The organism is Acinetobacter sichuanensis (assembly GCF_003024515.2).
GTDB lineage: Bacteria > Pseudomonadota > Gammaproteobacteria > Pseudomonadales > Moraxellaceae > Acinetobacter > Acinetobacter sichuanensis.
Genome location: NZ_PYIX02000011.1, coordinates 23,692 through 39,579, shown reverse-complemented (window position 1 = coordinate 39,579; position 15,888 = coordinate 23,692). Strand labels below are relative to the sequence as shown.

17 protein-coding genes are annotated in these 15,888 nt (G+C 38.5%); 15 read left to right on the top strand and 2 right to left on the bottom strand.

Going from position 1 to position 15,888, the window contains the following annotated elements; all coding sequences use genetic code 11:
* Positions 1 to 2 precede the first annotated feature (2 nt).
* The 15 genes from C9E89_RS08850 (at position 3) to C9E89_RS08780 (ending at position 14,519) form a co-directional block, all read left to right on the top strand.
* Entirely contained in the window at positions 3 to 275 is a 273-nt protein-coding gene (locus C9E89_RS08850; RefSeq protein ID WP_107007889.1) for an MmoB/DmpM family protein, read from the top strand.
* 18 nt (positions 276 to 293) lie between these two features.
* Entirely contained in the window at positions 294 to 1,811 is a 1,518-nt protein-coding gene (locus C9E89_RS08845; RefSeq protein ID WP_107007888.1) for a YHS domain-containing protein, read from the top strand.
* A gap of 82 nt (positions 1,812 to 1,893) precedes the next feature.
* Positions 1,894 to 2,244, top strand: a complete 351-nt coding sequence (locus C9E89_RS08840) for a phenol hydroxylase subunit P4 (RefSeq protein ID WP_107007887.1) — start codon at positions 1,894 to 1,896, stop codon at positions 2,242 to 2,244.
* 9 nt (positions 2,245 to 2,253) lie between these two features.
* Positions 2,254 to 3,315, top strand: a complete 1,062-nt coding sequence (locus C9E89_RS08835; RefSeq protein ID WP_107007886.1) for an NADH:ubiquinone reductase (Na(+)-transporting) subunit F — start codon at positions 2,254 to 2,256, stop codon at positions 3,313 to 3,315.
* Positions 3,316 to 3,327: 12 nt separating this feature from the next.
* Positions 3,328 to 3,642 carry a 2Fe-2S iron-sulfur cluster-binding protein gene (locus tag C9E89_RS08830; RefSeq protein ID WP_107007885.1) on the top strand — a complete coding sequence of 105 codons (315 nt, stop codon included), beginning with the start codon at positions 3,328 to 3,330 and terminating at the stop codon, positions 3,640 to 3,642.
* Positions 3,635 to 4,555 carry a catechol 2,3-dioxygenase gene (locus C9E89_RS08825; RefSeq protein WP_107007884.1) on the top strand — a complete coding sequence of 307 codons (921 nt, stop codon included), beginning with the start codon at positions 3,635 to 3,637 and terminating at the stop codon, positions 4,553 to 4,555. The genes C9E89_RS08830 and C9E89_RS08825 overlap by 8 nt, the downstream gene beginning before the upstream one ends.
* A gap of 37 nt (positions 4,556 to 4,592) precedes the next feature.
* A complete protein-coding gene (locus tag C9E89_RS08820) occupies positions 4,593 to 5,414 on the top strand; it encodes an alpha/beta fold hydrolase (RefSeq protein WP_107007883.1) in 822 nt (273 codons plus the stop codon).
* Positions 5,415 to 5,454: 40 nt separating this feature from the next.
* The gene (locus C9E89_RS08815) at positions 5,455 to 6,351 is read left to right on the top strand and encodes a SphA family protein (protein WP_107007882.1); all 897 of its coding nucleotides are present in this window, start codon (positions 5,455 to 5,457) and stop codon (positions 6,349 to 6,351) included.
* A gap of 17 nt (positions 6,352 to 6,368) precedes the next feature.
* Positions 6,369 to 7,163: a 2-keto-4-pentenoate hydratase gene (locus C9E89_RS08810; RefSeq protein ID WP_107007881.1), complete on the top strand. Its 795-nt coding sequence runs from the start codon at positions 6,369 to 6,371 to the stop codon at positions 7,161 to 7,163.
* 10 nt (positions 7,164 to 7,173) lie between these two features.
* Positions 7,174 to 8,142 (top strand): acetaldehyde dehydrogenase (acetylating), encoded by a 969-nt coding sequence (locus C9E89_RS08805; RefSeq protein ID WP_107007880.1) that lies wholly within the window; start codon positions 7,174 to 7,176, stop codon positions 8,140 to 8,142.
* 1 nt (position 8,143) lies between these two features.
* On the top strand, positions 8,144 to 9,172 hold the full coding sequence (dmpG, locus tag C9E89_RS08800) for a 4-hydroxy-2-oxovalerate aldolase (protein WP_107007879.1): 1,029 nt from the start codon (positions 8,144 to 8,146) through the stop codon (positions 9,170 to 9,172).
* Between the two features lie 73 nt (positions 9,173 to 9,245).
* A complete protein-coding gene (locus C9E89_RS08795; RefSeq protein ID WP_107007878.1) occupies positions 9,246 to 10,883 on the top strand; it encodes an acyl-CoA synthetase in 1,638 nt (545 codons plus the stop codon).
* 96 nt (positions 10,884 to 10,979) lie between these two features.
* Positions 10,980 to 12,656: a sigma 54-interacting transcriptional regulator gene (locus C9E89_RS08790; protein WP_107007877.1), complete on the top strand. Its 1,677-nt coding sequence runs from the start codon at positions 10,980 to 10,982 to the stop codon at positions 12,654 to 12,656.
* A 217-nt stretch (positions 12,657 to 12,873) separates the two neighbouring features.
* Positions 12,874 to 14,205, top strand: coding sequence for a type II toxin-antitoxin system HipA family toxin (locus C9E89_RS08785; protein WP_107007876.1), 1,332 nt, complete (start codon positions 12,874 to 12,876; stop codon positions 14,203 to 14,205).
* Positions 14,202 to 14,519 carry a helix-turn-helix domain-containing protein gene (locus C9E89_RS08780; protein WP_228199004.1) on the top strand — a complete coding sequence of 106 codons (318 nt, stop codon included), beginning with the start codon at positions 14,202 to 14,204 and terminating at the stop codon, positions 14,517 to 14,519. The genes C9E89_RS08785 and C9E89_RS08780 overlap by 4 nt, the downstream gene beginning before the upstream one ends.
* A gap of 241 nt (positions 14,520 to 14,760) precedes the next feature.
* On the opposite strand, the gene C9E89_RS08775 is transcribed toward C9E89_RS08780, so the two are convergent.
* Both C9E89_RS08775 and C9E89_RS08770 read right to left on the bottom strand, forming a co-directional pair.
* Positions 14,761 to 15,114, bottom strand: coding sequence for a DUF4377 domain-containing protein (locus tag C9E89_RS08775; protein ID WP_107007874.1), 354 nt, complete (start codon positions 15,112 to 15,114; stop codon positions 14,761 to 14,763).
* Positions 15,115 to 15,189: 75 nt separating this feature from the next.
* Entirely contained in the window at positions 15,190 to 15,888 is a 699-nt protein-coding gene (locus C9E89_RS08770; protein WP_107007873.1) for a Rossmann-fold NAD(P)-binding domain-containing protein, read from the bottom strand.

Below are 15,888 nucleotides of genomic sequence, written 5' to 3'. Positions count from 1 at the left end.
AAATGGCTGGAAATGTTTTTATTGCTTTTCAGGCAAATGATGACACACGTCCAATTGTAGATGCAATTGAAAAGGATAATCCTGACGTAGATATTCAATATTTACCAGCAATGGTAAAAATTAACAGTAATAAACCATTGGTAATAAATCGCGAGTCAGTTGAAGAAAATATTGGACGCTCTTGGGATATTCAGGAAATCCATATAAATCTAATCAGTATTTCAGGTTATATCGACGAAACGGAAGACTGTTTCACCATAGCATGGAAAAATTAAAAGCAAGGAAATGCAAACATGAACTCAAAGATTAAAGATACGGCAAAAGCTAAATTAAGCTTAAAAGACAAATACAATGTAATGACTCGAGATTTAGGTTGGGATACAAGTTATGTAAAAATGGATGATGTATTTCCCTATGATCAATTTGAAGGGATTAAAATTCATGATTGGGACAAATGGGAGGATCCATTTCGACTTACTATGGATTCTTATTGGAAATATCAGGCAGAGAAAGAACGTAAACTTTACTCGATTATTGATGCTTTTGCGCAAAATAATGGGCATTTAAATGTAACTAATGCTCGATATATAAATGCACTAAAACTGTTTTTAACAGGTGTTACGCCGCTTGAATACAATGCTCATCGTGGTTTTGCTCAGGTAGGTCGACGTTTACGTGGTGTAGGTCCACGTGTTGCTTCACAAATGCAGGCAATTGATGAGTTGCGTCATTGCCAGACTCAAATTCATACGATGAGTCATTACAATCGTTACTTTAATGGATTTCATTCATGGCCTCAAAATTATGACCGTGTATGGTATTTATCTGTTTCAAAATCATACATTAATGATGCAATGACAGCAGGACCATTTGAGTATCTTGTTGCTTTTTCTTTCTCATTTGAATATGTATTGACTAATTTACTCTTTATGCCATTTATGTCAGGTGCTGCCTACAATGGAGATATGGCAACGGTTACTTTCGGTTTCTCTGCACAGTCAGATGAAGCACGTCATATGACACTTGGAATTGAGGTGATCAAGTTTATTTTGGAACAAGATCCAGAAAATATTCCAATCGTTCAAAAATGGATTGATAAATGGTTCTGGCGAGGTTACCGCTTACTTACACTTGTTGGCATGATGATGGATTATATGCTACCAAAGAAAATCATGTCTTGGCGTGAAGGTTGGGAAATCTACTTTGAGCAAAGCGGTGGTGCATTATTCAAAGATTTAGAGCATTACGGTATTCGTATGCCGAAATATTGGGAAGAAAGCGTTGCTGAAAAGGAACATATTACCCATCAAGCTTGGAGTATGTTTTATCAATATGGTTGGGCAACAGGTCTTCATTCATGGTTGCCAAGTGATGAAGAAATGGATTGGTTCAGTAAAGAATACCCAAATACTTTTGATAAGCTATATCGACCTCAATATGAGAAATGGCGTGAGTTGGAAAAAGAAGGAAAACGGTGGTTTAACACCAGTCTACCTTGTTTATGTCAAACTTGTCAGATTCCATTGATTTTCACTGAAATTAATGAACCAGAGGTTCGTCGTCATCGATTCTCCGTCTATAAAAGTGAAAATTATCATTTCTGTTCTGATGGTTGTAAGGACATCTTTGATAATGAACCTGAAAAATATGTGCAAGCATGTTTACCAGTACAACAAATGCTGCAAGGCAAAGCAGGAGGACCTTCTCCTGAGGAAATTATTACTTGGATGCATTTAGTGCCAGGTCAGGATACTGGACCATTTGAAACTTCTCCTGATGCTAAAAATTGGGCAGAGTGGAAAGGGCTGTAAGCATTTCAGCTTAATTAATCGCAACTAAAAATTCAAATTCTTAAATTTTCGGTGCTATCAAATGCACCGATAGGAGATTTCTATGCCTGTAGTTTCTTATCAGTCAAATTATGTAGGACAAGTTCGTGATAGCCAAGATCAATTCAATGGTCATCAATTATTGTTCATCGAATGGCTTGGGCACTTTAGTATTGCTTCACCAATTGCCGTCTTAGTGAAACCTGAGATGACTTTTCAAAATTTAATTGACCAAGTTCTAGCAGCGAGCTCTTTCGTGAATGTAGATGATTGGAAAAATATCGATTGGTCTAAGGTGAAGTGGACGCATTTTAAAAAGTCAATGATTGTGGAATTAAATTCAAGCTTAGCACAAGCTGGGATTAGCCATAAATCAATGCTTACTTTTGAAACTCCTGCATTAACAGGAATATAGGAGTTTCCCATGTCTTATGAATTAACGATTGAGCCTGTTGGGCAAGTCATTGAAATCGAAGAAAATCAAACTATTCTTGATGCTGCATTGCGTGCAGGAATTTGGCTACCTCATGCTTGTGGACATGGATTGTGTGGAACATGCAAAATTCAAGTTGTTGAAGGTGAGGTGCAGTTAGGTGAAGCTTCTCCATTTGCTCTAATGGATATGGAGCGTATGGAAGGCAAAGCCCTTGCATGCTGTGCAACACTTGAATGCGATGTCACTATAGAAGTCGAAATGGATGAAGATGCTGATGCAAAGGGTTATCCATTGCAAGACTTCATTGGCACTGTAGTAAAAATTGAAGACCTAACACCAACGATCCGAGGTATTTATTTAGAAGTGGCGGCAGGCTTTCAATTTCAGGCAGGTCAATACATTAATTTGTATGTACCTGGTTTGGAAGAGCCTCGTGCATTTTCAATTGCCAGTGCACCTTCTGACGCGAATTTAATTGAACTGAATATTCGTAAAGTCCCTGGTGGTAAAGCCACAATGTGGTTACATGAAGATCTACAAGTGGGGAAGTCTCTTAATTTTAGTGGTCCTTTAGGTCGATTTTACACCCGTCATTCAGATCCGAATGCAGCATTGTTTATTGCTGGTGGTTCAGGTTTATCTAGCCCTAAATCTATGATTTTAGAATTGCTTGAAGCTGGTGATACACGGAATATTACTTTGATGCATGGCGCACGGAATCAGGAGGAGTTGTATTACAGTCAACTCTTTGCAGATTTAGAAAAACAATATCCACAATTTAAATATATTCCAGTCTTATCGGACGAAGCATTGGAAAGTAATTGGACAGGTGAACGAGGTTTTGTACACGATGCTGCAAACAAAATTTTCAATCAGGATTTCCGTGGACACAAAGCTTACCTTTGCGGACCACCAATGATGATAGAAGCGTGTATTCGAGTTTTGATTCGTGGGCGCTTATTTGAGCGTGATATTCATATGGAAAAATTCTTGAATGCAGCAGATGCCAACAGTCAAATGGTTAAGAGTCCTTTATTTAGAAATATTTAAGGAGCATCGCTTATGTATTGCATACGGATTTTAAATAATGATGAAGAGTTTAGCTGTATCGAAAACTCTTCAGTGCTACAAAGTATGAAATCATTGAATCGGAAGGGAATTCCAGTCGGATGCAGAGGCGGTGGATGCGGTATTTGCCGTATCCAGATTCAGCAAGGTCAGTTCAAAAAGAAACGTATGAGTAGAGCCCATATCAGTGAGTTAGATGAACAACATGGAATTGTTTTAGCCTGCTGTATTTATCCACGGTCTGATCTCGAAATTACTGTACTAGGGTTAAAACAAATAGATAAGAAGAAGGAAATAGAAAATGAGTAATCAAGGTGTATTGCGTCCTGGGCACGTCATTATTCGTGTTTTGGATATTCATGAAGCAAAAGATTATTACGTCAATGTGCTTGGATTAATTGAAACTGCACAAGATGCGAATGGCAAAGTGTATTTAAAGGCTTGGGATGAGCATGATCATCACAGTATCGTTTTACAGGAAGCTGATGAGCCAGGAATTGAAGTCATGGCATTTAAAGTTAGTGATGAGGCAACTTTAAAACGCTTGGCAAATGAGATTGAAAATTTTGGTATTAAAACAGAGCTTTTTGCTGCCAACACTCATTTAGCGACAGGTAAACGTGTACGTTTTACAGCACCTACGGGTCATGTCTTTGAACTTTATTCAGAAAAGGAGCTTGTAGGCAATGGTATGCCTGTTGTTAATCCAGGCGTTAAAGCGCCAAATCTCAAAGGCATTCATCCAAACAACTTCGACCATTGTGCTTTGATTGGTGATGATGTTGAAGGAAGTTATAAATTATTTGTGAATGTCTTAGGTTTTCAACTAGCTGAACGTGTCATAGCGGGTGATAACATGATTGCAGCATTTCTCTCCTGTAGTAATAAACCACATGATGTTGCATTCATTCATGCACCAGTCAAAGGAAAACTCCATCACTTATCTTTTGCAGTTGATTCTTGGGCGCATGTCTTAAATGCGGCAGACAAAATTGCAGAAAATGAAGTCCCTCATGAAATTGGTCCAACTCGTCACGGTATTACGCGTGGGGAAACCATCTATTTCTTTGATCCATCTGGTAACCGCAATGAAATTTTTAGTGGTGGATATCTGTGGTATCCAGACCGTCCAATTTTGACATGGACTGTTGATGAACTGCCTAAGGCTTTGTTCTTTCATGAACGCAAACTTAACGAGACTTTTTTAAGTGTAATGACCTGATTACATAGCAATCAAATATTGAATAGGACATTTAAATATGAATAGCAATCCAGAACTCGCAAAAAGCTTAAAAACAGGAAATTTTGCAACCAATTACCATGATTTAGGTGAAGGCTTTCCTGTTGTGATGATTCATGGTTCAGGTCCTGGTGTGACTGCTTGGGCAAATTGGCGCTTGATTATGCCTGTACTGGCACAAAAGTTTCGTGTAATTGCTCCAGATATGGTGGGTTTTGGTTACAGTGAACGCCCGAAAGGGATTGTATATAGTAAAGAAGTATGGGTGCAGCAGCTCAAAGATTTATTGGATGAATTAAATCTTGAGCAGGTTGATTTAGTTGGTAATTCATTTGGTGGTGGTATTTCGATTGCATTTGCCATTGCATATCCAGAACGAGTTAGACGGTTAATTTTGATGGGAAGTGCAGGAACACCTTTTGAGCTTACTGATGCTTTAGATAAGGTTTGGGGCTATGAACCATCATTTGAAAGTATGCGTGAGATGCTCGATATTTTCGCTTATAACCGTAACTTAGTAACAGATGAACTTGCAGAATTGCGTTACCAAGCCAGTATACGTCCAGGCTTTCAGGAGGCTTTTTCTGCTATGTTCCCTGCACCAAGGCAGCGTTGGGTTGATACTTTAGCTAGCCCTGAAGCTGATGTTCGTAGCTTACCACATCAAACTTTAATTATTCATGGACGTGATGACTTGGTCATTCCACTTGAAAGTTCAATTACTTTATTGAATTGGCTACAACATGCTCAATTGCATGTGTTTGGAGAGTGTGGTCATTGGGCGCAAATTGAACATGCAGGTCGTTTTAGTCAGTTGGTTGAAAACTTTTTATTAGAATAATTCAAAAATATTTTAAACCCGCATTTAAAAGGATATTTAAATGAAAAAATTATATAAAAATATAATCGTAGCCATTTTATTTGGCTTAGCAATGGTGGATAGCTATGCAACGGAAAATGGTGTGGATTCAGCAGCGCTTGGTGCTGAAGGATTCACCGCAGGAGCACTGCCGCCACCAGGAGTGTATTTATTATCTTATTATCAAAATTATCATGCAAATAAAATGCTAGATAACCAAGGCGATGTTTCTGTACCTGATTTTCATGTTGATTCAAATGCTTTAGTTACACGTTTAGTATGGATGACAGACAAAAAAATTTTAGGTGGTAATTTAGGTTTTTACGCTGTACAGCCATTTGCGGATTTAAGAATTTCTGTTGCTGGTATGTCTGATAGTAACAAAGGCTTAGGTGATTTAATTTTTGCACCATTGTTGTCATGGCATTCAGGCAATCATCATTGGGCTACGTCCATTGAAGGTGTATTTCCAACGGGTGACTATGATGCACCAACAATTGTAAAACCGATTGTGGCAAATTTAGGAAAAAATTATTACACAGTTCGACCCATGTTCGCTTATAGCTACTTAGGTCATGGCTTGGATTTATCCACTAAAGTTTCATACAGCTTTAACACTGAAAATAATGATACAAATTATCAATCTGGTGACTATCTGGCAGCAGATTACAGTTTTGGTTATAAAGTTACCCCCTCATTGACATTTGGTGCCCAAGGCTATGTTTTTAAACAGCTTACCGATGATGAAAGTAATTATGTCGATATTGGAAATAAGGGGCAAGTCATTGGTGTTGGTCCTGGTATTCATTATCAACCTGAGCCGAATTGGTATTTGGAAGGTAAATACATGAAAGAAATTGAAGTCAAAAACCGTCCAGAAGGTAGTGCCACTTGGATGAAATTTGTTTGGACATTCTAACCTAAAGGGTGAAAAAGATGGATTCAAATTTAGTCTTATTGGCTGATGCGCTGCATCATGCTGAAGAGACCCAACAGCCTATAGCCCCCATCCGTGCAGAACTGGGAGAATATGCCACAGTAGATGATGCCTATAGCATTCAGGACATCAATACCAAACGTGCTTTGCAACAAGGACGCCGTTTAGTAGGCCGAAAAATTGGTCTGACTTCTGTTGTTGTGCAGAAGCAGTTGGGTGTGGATTCTCCAGACTTCGGCATGTTGTTTACCGACATGGCTTATGGTGATGGTGAAGTGATTCCTACAAGTAAACTGATTCAGCCTAAAGTTGAGGCGGAAATTGCTTTGGTACTCAAAGCCGATCTCACTCAAGCCAAGCATACCTATGCCGATATTATCAGCGCAACGGATTATGCTTTAGCAGCTATTGAGGTGGTGGATAGTCGCATCGAAAACTGGAAAATCTCACTGCTGGACACAGTTGCAGACAATGCTTCATCTGCCGCTTATGTGCTGAGTTCGCAGCCAGTTTTACTTGCAAATGTTGATTTAGTGAATTGCAAAATGCAGATGACCCGAGCGGGTGAAGTGGTATCGGAAGGCATCGGCAAAGCCTGCTTAGCTAATCCTTTAAATGCTGCTGTGTGGCTAGCTGATGAAATGGTGAAACGCGGTCGTCCATTGCAAAAAGGTGATTTGGTGCTGACTGGCGCTTTGGGGCCAATGGTTGCGGCACATCCAGGCGATGAGTTTCAGGTACAGATTGAAGGTTTTGGTTCAGTGACTGCTGTATTTGCATCGTCCAATACATAAGGAAAACAACATGTCAAAAATTAAAAGCGCCATTATCGGTTCGGGCAATATCGGCACTGACCTGATGATTAAAATCATGCGCAATGCCCAATATGTTGAAATGGGCGCAATGGTCGGGGTTGATCCAAACTCCGACGGTTTAGCCCGCGCTGCGCGTTTCGGCTTTGAAACCACAGCAGAAAGTGTGGAAGGCTTACTGCATTTACCTTGCTTTAAAGACATAAAAATTGTTTTTGATGCGACTTCAGCAAGTGCACATGCACATCATAATGCAGTGTTACAGCAGCATGGCATTCAGGTGATTGACCTGACTCCTGCTGCCATTGGTCCTTATGTGGTGCCTGTGGTCAATCTGGATGAACACATGAATGCGCTAAATATCAACATGGTGACATGTGGCGGTCAGGCAACCATTCCCATGGTGAAAGCAGTTTCCCGAATTGCCAAAGTACATTATGCCGAAATCATTGCCTCAATTGCCAGTAAATCGGCAGGGCCTGGCACACGCGCCAATATTGATGAATTTACCGAAACCACCTCTAAAGCGATTGAAGAAGTGGGCGGTGCGCAAAAAGGCAAAGCCATCATTATTATGAACCCAGCTGAACCACCTTTAATCATGCGCGACACAGTGTATTGCCTAGCAGAGCTGGGTGCAGATCAAGAGGCAATCCGCCAATCGGTCAAAGAGATGGCAGATGCCGTTCATGCTTATGTTCCGGGTTACCGCCTGAAGCAGGAAGTGCAATTTGAAGAGTTTGGCACAGACCGTCCTTTAAATATTTCAGGATTAGGCAAATTAACTGGTCTAAAAGTGTCGATTTTTCTAGAGGTTGAAGGCGCAGCACACTACTTACCCGCTTATGCAGGCAACTTAGACATTATGACCAGTGCGGCTTTGGCGGCAGCAGAACGCTTTGCTGAAACACAACTGAATCAAAAACTAGACTCAAATTCCATAACAACAGAAGGAGCATAAAATGATAGATCCGCAACGTAAAATTTATGTTTCTGATGTGACTTTACGCGATGGTATGCATGCCATTCGCCATCAGTATTCCCCAGATCAAGTTCGTCAAATCGCGCGCGCTTTAGATGAAGCGGGTGTTGACAGCATTGAAGTGGCGCATGGTGACGGTCTGCAAGGTTCCAGTTTCAATTATGGCTTTGGTGCACATAGTGATTTAGAGTGGATTGAAGCGGTTGCCAGTGAAGTAAAACATGCCAAAGTAGCGACATTGCTTCTACCAGGCATTGGCACTATTCATGATTTAAAAGCTGCTTATGATGCAGGTGCACGCGTGGTGCGTGTGGCGACACATTGTACCGAAGCAGATGTATCTAAACAACATATTGAATATGCACGTGAACTGGGGATGGACACCGTGGGTTTCTTGATGATGAGCCACATGAATACGCCAGAAGGCTTGGCACAGCAAGGAAAATTGATGGAAAGTTATGGTGCAGAGTGTATCTATGTGGTGGACTCAGGTGGCGCCATGAATATGTATGACATAGCGGACCGTTTTAAAGCCATGAAAGATGTACTTAAGCCTGAAACTGAAACCGGTATGCATGCACATCACAACTTGAGTTTAGGGGTAGCCAACAGTATTGTGGCACTTGAGCATGGCTGTAACCGTATTGATGCCAGCTTAACAGGCATGGGGGCAGGTGCAGGCAATGCACCATTGGAAGTGTTTATTGCTGCGGCACAGCGTATGGGCTTAAACCATGGCTGTGATGTAAAAAAACTGATTGATGCTGCCGAAGATATTGTACGTCCATTGCAAGAGAGACCAGTACGAGTAGACCGTGAAACGTTGGCTCTTGGTTATGCAGGAGTTTATTCAAGTTTTTTACGTCATGCTGAAACTGCTGCTCAGAAATATGGTCTGTCAGCATTTGACATATTGGTTGAACTTGGCAAACGGCGTATGGTAGGAGGGCAGGAAGATATGATTGTCGATGTTGCACTGAATATGCTGAAAAATAAGAAAGTAGTTTAAATTTGTAAGGCAGTTGAGCGATTTCGACTGTCTTTTTTTTAACGAAAAGGAATAAAAACATAGGGATCTTAAGATGAATAATTATGATGAATTACCGCGTACACCTGCCAACTTTGTAGCATTGTCACCGTTGCGTTATTTAGAGCGTGCTGCTTATATTTATCCACATCAGGATGCGATCGTACATGGTGCTCGTCATATCTCATGGCGTGAGACTTACACCCGTTGTCGCCAGTTTGCACATCAATTACAAAATCTAGGCATCAAAAAGAACGATACTGTTTCTGTATTGCTCCCAAATATTCCTGCGATGGTTGAAGCACATTTTGCAGTGCCTATGTCAGGTGCTGTACTCAACACCTTAAATACCCGTTTAGATGCAAAAACCATTGCTTTCATGCTTGAGCATGCCGAAACCAAAGTACTTTTGGTCGATCCTGAATTTGCAGCATTGGCGCAAGAAGCTATCGCGCTGATTGATCAGGAAATCTATATCATTGATGTAGCAGATGTAGAATACGAAGCTACTGATACAACCGCACGCATTGGTCAGATCGAATATGAAGACTGGCTCAAAAACGGAGATGAAAACTTTGAATGGCATTTACCGCAAGATGAATGGGATGCAATCAGTCTAAATTATACTTCAGGTACGACAGGCAACCCGAAAGGTGTGGTCTATCATCATCGTGGTGCCTATATCAATGCAGCAAGTAATATCATTGCCTGTGGCATGACCCCACGTTGTAAATATTTATGGACATTGCCTCTGTTCCATTGCAATGGTTGGTGCTTTGCTTGGACTGTGGCGGCAAATGGCGGTACCAATATTTGTTTACGTAAAATTGATCCTGAACTGATTTTTAAATTGATTGATCAATACAAAGTCGATTATTTCTGTGGTGCACCGATTGTATTGTCTATGCTGATCAATACACCGAAAGAGCAACAAATCAAATTTACCCATCGTGTTGAAGTCATGGTGGCAGGTGCTGCACCGCCTGCGGCAATTATTGAAGGCATGCATCATATTGGTGTACAGGTCAATCATGTTTATGGTTTAACTGAAACCTATGGTCCATCTGCACTATGCGCCTCACAAGCAGGTTGGAGTGAACTTTCAATCAGCGAACAAGCACAGTTACATTCCCGTCAAGGCGTACCTTATCCATTACAAGATGGTATGCGTGTGCTTGACCCTGAAACCATGCAGCCCGTTCCTAATGATGGAACCACCATGGGCGAAATCATGTTCCGTGGCAATATTGTCATGAAGGGTTATCTGAAAAATACGCAAGCGACTGAAGAAGCCTTTAAAGGCGGATGGTTCCATACGGGTGACCTTGCGGTTTGCCAACCTGATGGTTATGCCAAAATTATGGATCGCTCGAAAGACATTATCATTTCTGGGGGAGAAAATATCTCTTCTCTTGAAGTTGAGGAAGTACTTTATACCCATCCAGCTATCATGACGGCGGCTGTGGTGGCAAAACCTGATCCACGTTGGCAGGAAGTACCTTGTGCCTTTATTGAGCTTAAAAATGGGGCGGAAACCACACCTGAAGACGTGATCGAGTTCTGCAAACAACACTTAGCGCGTTTTAAAGTCCCTAAAGATGTGGTGATTGATGAAATTCCAAAAACGTCAACAGGCAAGTTACAGAAGTTCATCTTAAGAGATTGGGCGAAAGAACGTTCAGTCGGTGAGTAGAACTTATGATTCTTTAAAATGGACATGATTGCTAAAGTATAAGAGTTTAAATGAGATAACATTGTTAATGTATTAAAAAATACACAAGGATGTGTAATGCAAAAATATCAAAGATTAACGGGTTGGGATGAAAACTCTCCAGGGATTGCTGAAATTGCGTCTAAATTAAAATTTTCATTTGATACTGGGGAAATTTGGCTTGATGAAGAACGTATGATTTTACTACACTCATCATCGTTCATTGAATTGTATAAAGAGTTGATTAATACATTAGGCTCTCAACGAGCTAGAGGTGTTTTAACGCGTATTGGCTATGCTTCTGGTTTAAGGGATGCCGAAATAATAAAAGCTCGTTATAAAAATTTGCCAGACTTAGAAATGTTGCATAAAGGCACTCTATTACACTCTTTAGAAGGTATGGTTTTAGTAGAATTAAAAGAAGTCGAAATAGATATTAATGCAGGTAAATATTATGTTGATGCTATTTGGAAAAACTCTATTGAAAGTCAAATTCATAGTAATATTTTTAACCATACAGGTGTTCCCACAAGTTGGATTGAAACAGGATATGCCACTGGGTTTGTTTCAGGAATTACTGGGAAATTTATTCTACATAAAGATGTAGAGCATACATTAGAAGGTACTAGATTTATCGGTAAACCTTTAGAAGAGTGGGAAAATACAGAAGAATATTTAGAGTTGTATAATCCTGATTCTATTGTAGAAAAAATTTTAGATTTACAAGAGGAATTAGATCAATTAAAAGCAAGCATACCTCTAACTTTACCCTTTGACATTATTGGTCAATCTAAGACTTTTAAAGAGGCTTGGATGCTCGCCGAAAAAGCATCAAAAAGTCCAGTCACTGTATTGTTACTTGGTGAAACTGGTGTAGGAAAAGAAGTTTTTGCGCGGCAGTTACATCAGACGAGCTTAAGGTCTAATAACGCATTTGTAGCTGTAAACTGCGGGGCTTTACCTGATGACTTGATTGAGTCAGAACTATTTGGTGTGGAGAAAGGTGCTTATACTGGTGCGCATATTTCACGAATAGGACGATTTGAAAGAGCTGAAGGGGGTACCATTTTCTTAGATGAAATTGGTGAGCTAAGTTCAAGTGCGCAAACTCGATTGCTGAGAGTTTTACAAAATGGTGAACTTGACCGTTTAGGAGATACTCAAACCCGAAAAATTGATGTACGGGTGATTGCTGCAACAAATGTTAACTTACTAGAAGCAGTAGAAAAAGGTACTTTTAGAAGGGATTTATATTTTCGTCTAAATGTTTTTCCGATTGTGATACCACCTTTACGTGAACGTAAAGAAGATATTTATAGCCTTGCTCAATTATTTATTGAAAAATTTTCACAAAGAGAAGGGAAAAAAATTAAAGGATTGACTGACAAAGCTTATAAGCAGCTAAATACATATGATTGGCCAGGTAATATTCGTGAATTGGAAAATGCAATGGAGCGTGCAATAATTTTAGTGGATGATCATTGTTATATAGATGAGTCGATGCTTTTTCTAAATAGTAGTGAATACAAAGTTACTTTTTTAAATCAAGATGGCAATATTGAACTAAGTGAAAAAGATCCTGATCGAAAAATTATAGAAGAAATTATTAAAAGACAAATTCCGTTAGAGGTTTTAGAAAAGAAAATTGCAATTCAAGCCATTCATGAATGCGATGGAAATCTATCAGCCGCCGCACGGTTGATGGGTATTACTAGGGCTCAGATAGGATATCTATTTAAAAAGTTATCTTCTTAAGCTAAGCATTTAATGCAATAAGACAATGAAAAGAGATGTATCATTTTCTTAAAATAGCCCCTTTAGAATAGCGAAAAACATTCTCAACTTTTATGATAAAAAATATTTTTGAGAAAATATTTGCTCATTTAATTTTATTGTTTATATTAATGAGCAAATATATTCTCATTTTATTGAGTTTGTGATATTTTTGAGAAAATATTTGCTCACTTTATCTATGGAAAAATTAACGATTCAGGCGCTTCTCGATCAAGAATGGCAAGATATCGCAGAACTCAGGATATTAGATCCACATAAAGGGGCTGCAAGTGGGTGCGAGTTAGTCTATGAATTAGAATATGCCATTTCTCATCTAGAGAAGACAGATGAATACGCATGTAGCGTAGGACTTCCTGTGCAAATTATGATTCAACATGAGTCGAAAGTTTGGTTTGGTTTTTTAGATGATATTGCCCCGTCTGGTGCTGCTCGACGTTATTTAGTCCAATATTTAGGTCTGCAAAAACTTTCACCTGCTGAACAGGATTTTACGTTATTAGAAAAAGGCACAATTGCGCCTGTAGGAAATCTAAGAATTAAGGAATCAGTGCCATCAATTCATGCAGAGTCAACATTACACTTACGTAAATTTACTATAGATGATGTTACAGAACGGAATATTGATTTTCTTGAATACGCACAACAAATGGGTGCGATTAGTGGCGGTGCAACAGGTGCAGGGGGGGAGGCTCCAAAACTACTGATTCGAGTGTCAAGCAATCAACAAGTTTGGATTGATACTTATCAAAATTCTTTTGATGAACCAGATCAGTATTATCTAGTTAAATTTCCTCGAAATAAACGTAGTGCAATAGACTGTGACATTTTAAGGGCAGAGTATCATTTTTATCATATTCTTAATGAACTTGGATTTATAAGCATTGAAACTTCTCAAATGAGACTGATTGAAGGTCAGAAATATCCATCGTTATGGCTACCAAGATTTGATACAGAATGGCGTAATCAACAATGGTATCGACTCGGGCTTGAGTCGGTTTATTCTATATTGAATAAAGCATCAGGCAGTCATTTGAATCATTTTGAGGTGATAGATGCGCTTTGCCGTTTATTAAAATCGGTGAATAAAAACTTTGATGCTTCGAAGTTTGTTTGTGAATGGTTACAAAGAGATCTACTCAATATCATTTTTGGTAACTCAGATAATCATGGTCGTAATACGTCATTCTTAAAAAAATCAGGACAAATATTTCTTGCTCCAATTTACGATTTTGCTCCAATGAAAGCTGATCCTGAAGTTGTCACAAGGTCAACAACATGGGGAAGTCCATATGAGGAAGGGGGAGAATATCGTTGGGATGATATTACACAAAATCTTGCACATTGGTGCGAACCACATATTTCTTTAAATACTTTAAAAACATTGGCTCAGCAACTTATAGGGCTTAAACAGCAATTAATCAACAAAGGTGTTCCCCAAACCATTATAGATATGCCAGTTCTAGGATATGACTTTATTGAAGCCAAATTGACACGATGGGAGCTATTATGAAAAAGAACAATCAGCCAGTTGATCGTCAACAATTACTTATTGATTTATATACGCAATATTTATTCGGTAAAATTACATTGGGGCAACTGCTGAGCTATTTACGAAAAAATGTACTTGGATTATCGCAAGAAAAATATGCAGAAATGGTGGGCATTAGTCGGCGTACTTTAACTGATGTTGAACAAGATAAAGGTCAATTGACTCAGGTCGTTTTGGATAAGGTTTTTAAACCACTTGGCTTAAAAACGGGTCTTGTACCTACACATGAGCATATTATTCATAAAATTATTCAGTCATCTAATTGTCATGATTAAAATTTTGGTTGTGCTCTAAAAGTATATGCAGACAATAGGAAGCAATGAAAATTCGTTTATTTTAAATATGTGAAAATCTAAATGTATGATGCTAAATGTTAAGAGTAAAATAAAGGACATCATTTCATTTAATTTTCGACCAAAAAATGAAGTGATGTCCATTTACTCATTCATATTGTTGCTTACAGTTTTGATGTACGAATAAATAAAAAGCGCGATTTTTTGATTTAATTACCTCTGTTTAAATCTGTTTTTCTAGTACATAACGTACACTTGAGCTATCCGCAGGTGGATTTTTAACTGAATAGGATTTTATTCGAAGTGTTGCTTGTCGAGTAGGATTGTGTTCATAACCTTCTATTGGTGTATAAAGATTATACCAAGCACTGTTTTTATAAATTTTTTGACCATTTTCATCAAAAACAAATTTTTTATATTGCAAACACTCAGTTACACCTATGCCATGGCATACTCTTTTTTGAGGTGCTATTTCCATAAAAATAGTTTCATAATGAGCTTGAGGCGCAGTACTTTGAGCCATAAGATGAGATGTAATAACTAAAGAAAATGATAACGCTACGATTTGTTTTAACATAATTGTATCCTTCGGGCATTTATGTTTTAGGATCTTGATAACAGCACTGTGCTGTGAGTTTGAATTAGATGATGTCTATAATTCATAAGTCCAAGTAGATAAAGGTTGATGATGTAGGTGTAAGCAAATATTCTTAATGGATTCAATCTGTTGGATATTTGAATGATCCCATTCTTCTAGTGTGCTATAACAGATATGAATGCCTGTAGGCTGAAACTCTCTCGCTAAAGATTGTGATAATGCTCGCTTCGCTGCAGACAAACTTTGACTTAATAAATGATCATATTTTTCTTCAGTATGTGCTGCATCTAAAAAGATAAGGCTACCTTTTTGATTATTTAACATCTGTTGAATAACATGCTGTGCAATTAAAGTGGTGGTTAAACCCGTTTTTTTCCATTGAAAATTTTGCTGTTTGATTGAAGCTTCTATGGTGTCTGTTCTGTTGCTAAAACAAGGTAGAAAAACACACATTTCAATATGATATTTAATGTTTTCAATATATTGTAATAACTTATATAAAGCGGTTGGATGAGATAAGTCTAAGCTTAATGTAATGACATTATGATATATAGATGAAATAGCTTTGAATGAATATTGTTGTTCGATATGGACAATTTGATAAATCTTAGCAAATGGATGCGTTGTATTTTCCTGAGCAAATAACTGACTGAGGTTTTCAGCATCGTCACCTACAATAAAAATACAATTTGATTTAGCCTGATTTGAATGGAATAAGCGTAAAATAGGAAGTCCTGAACGTGTATTTTTCAT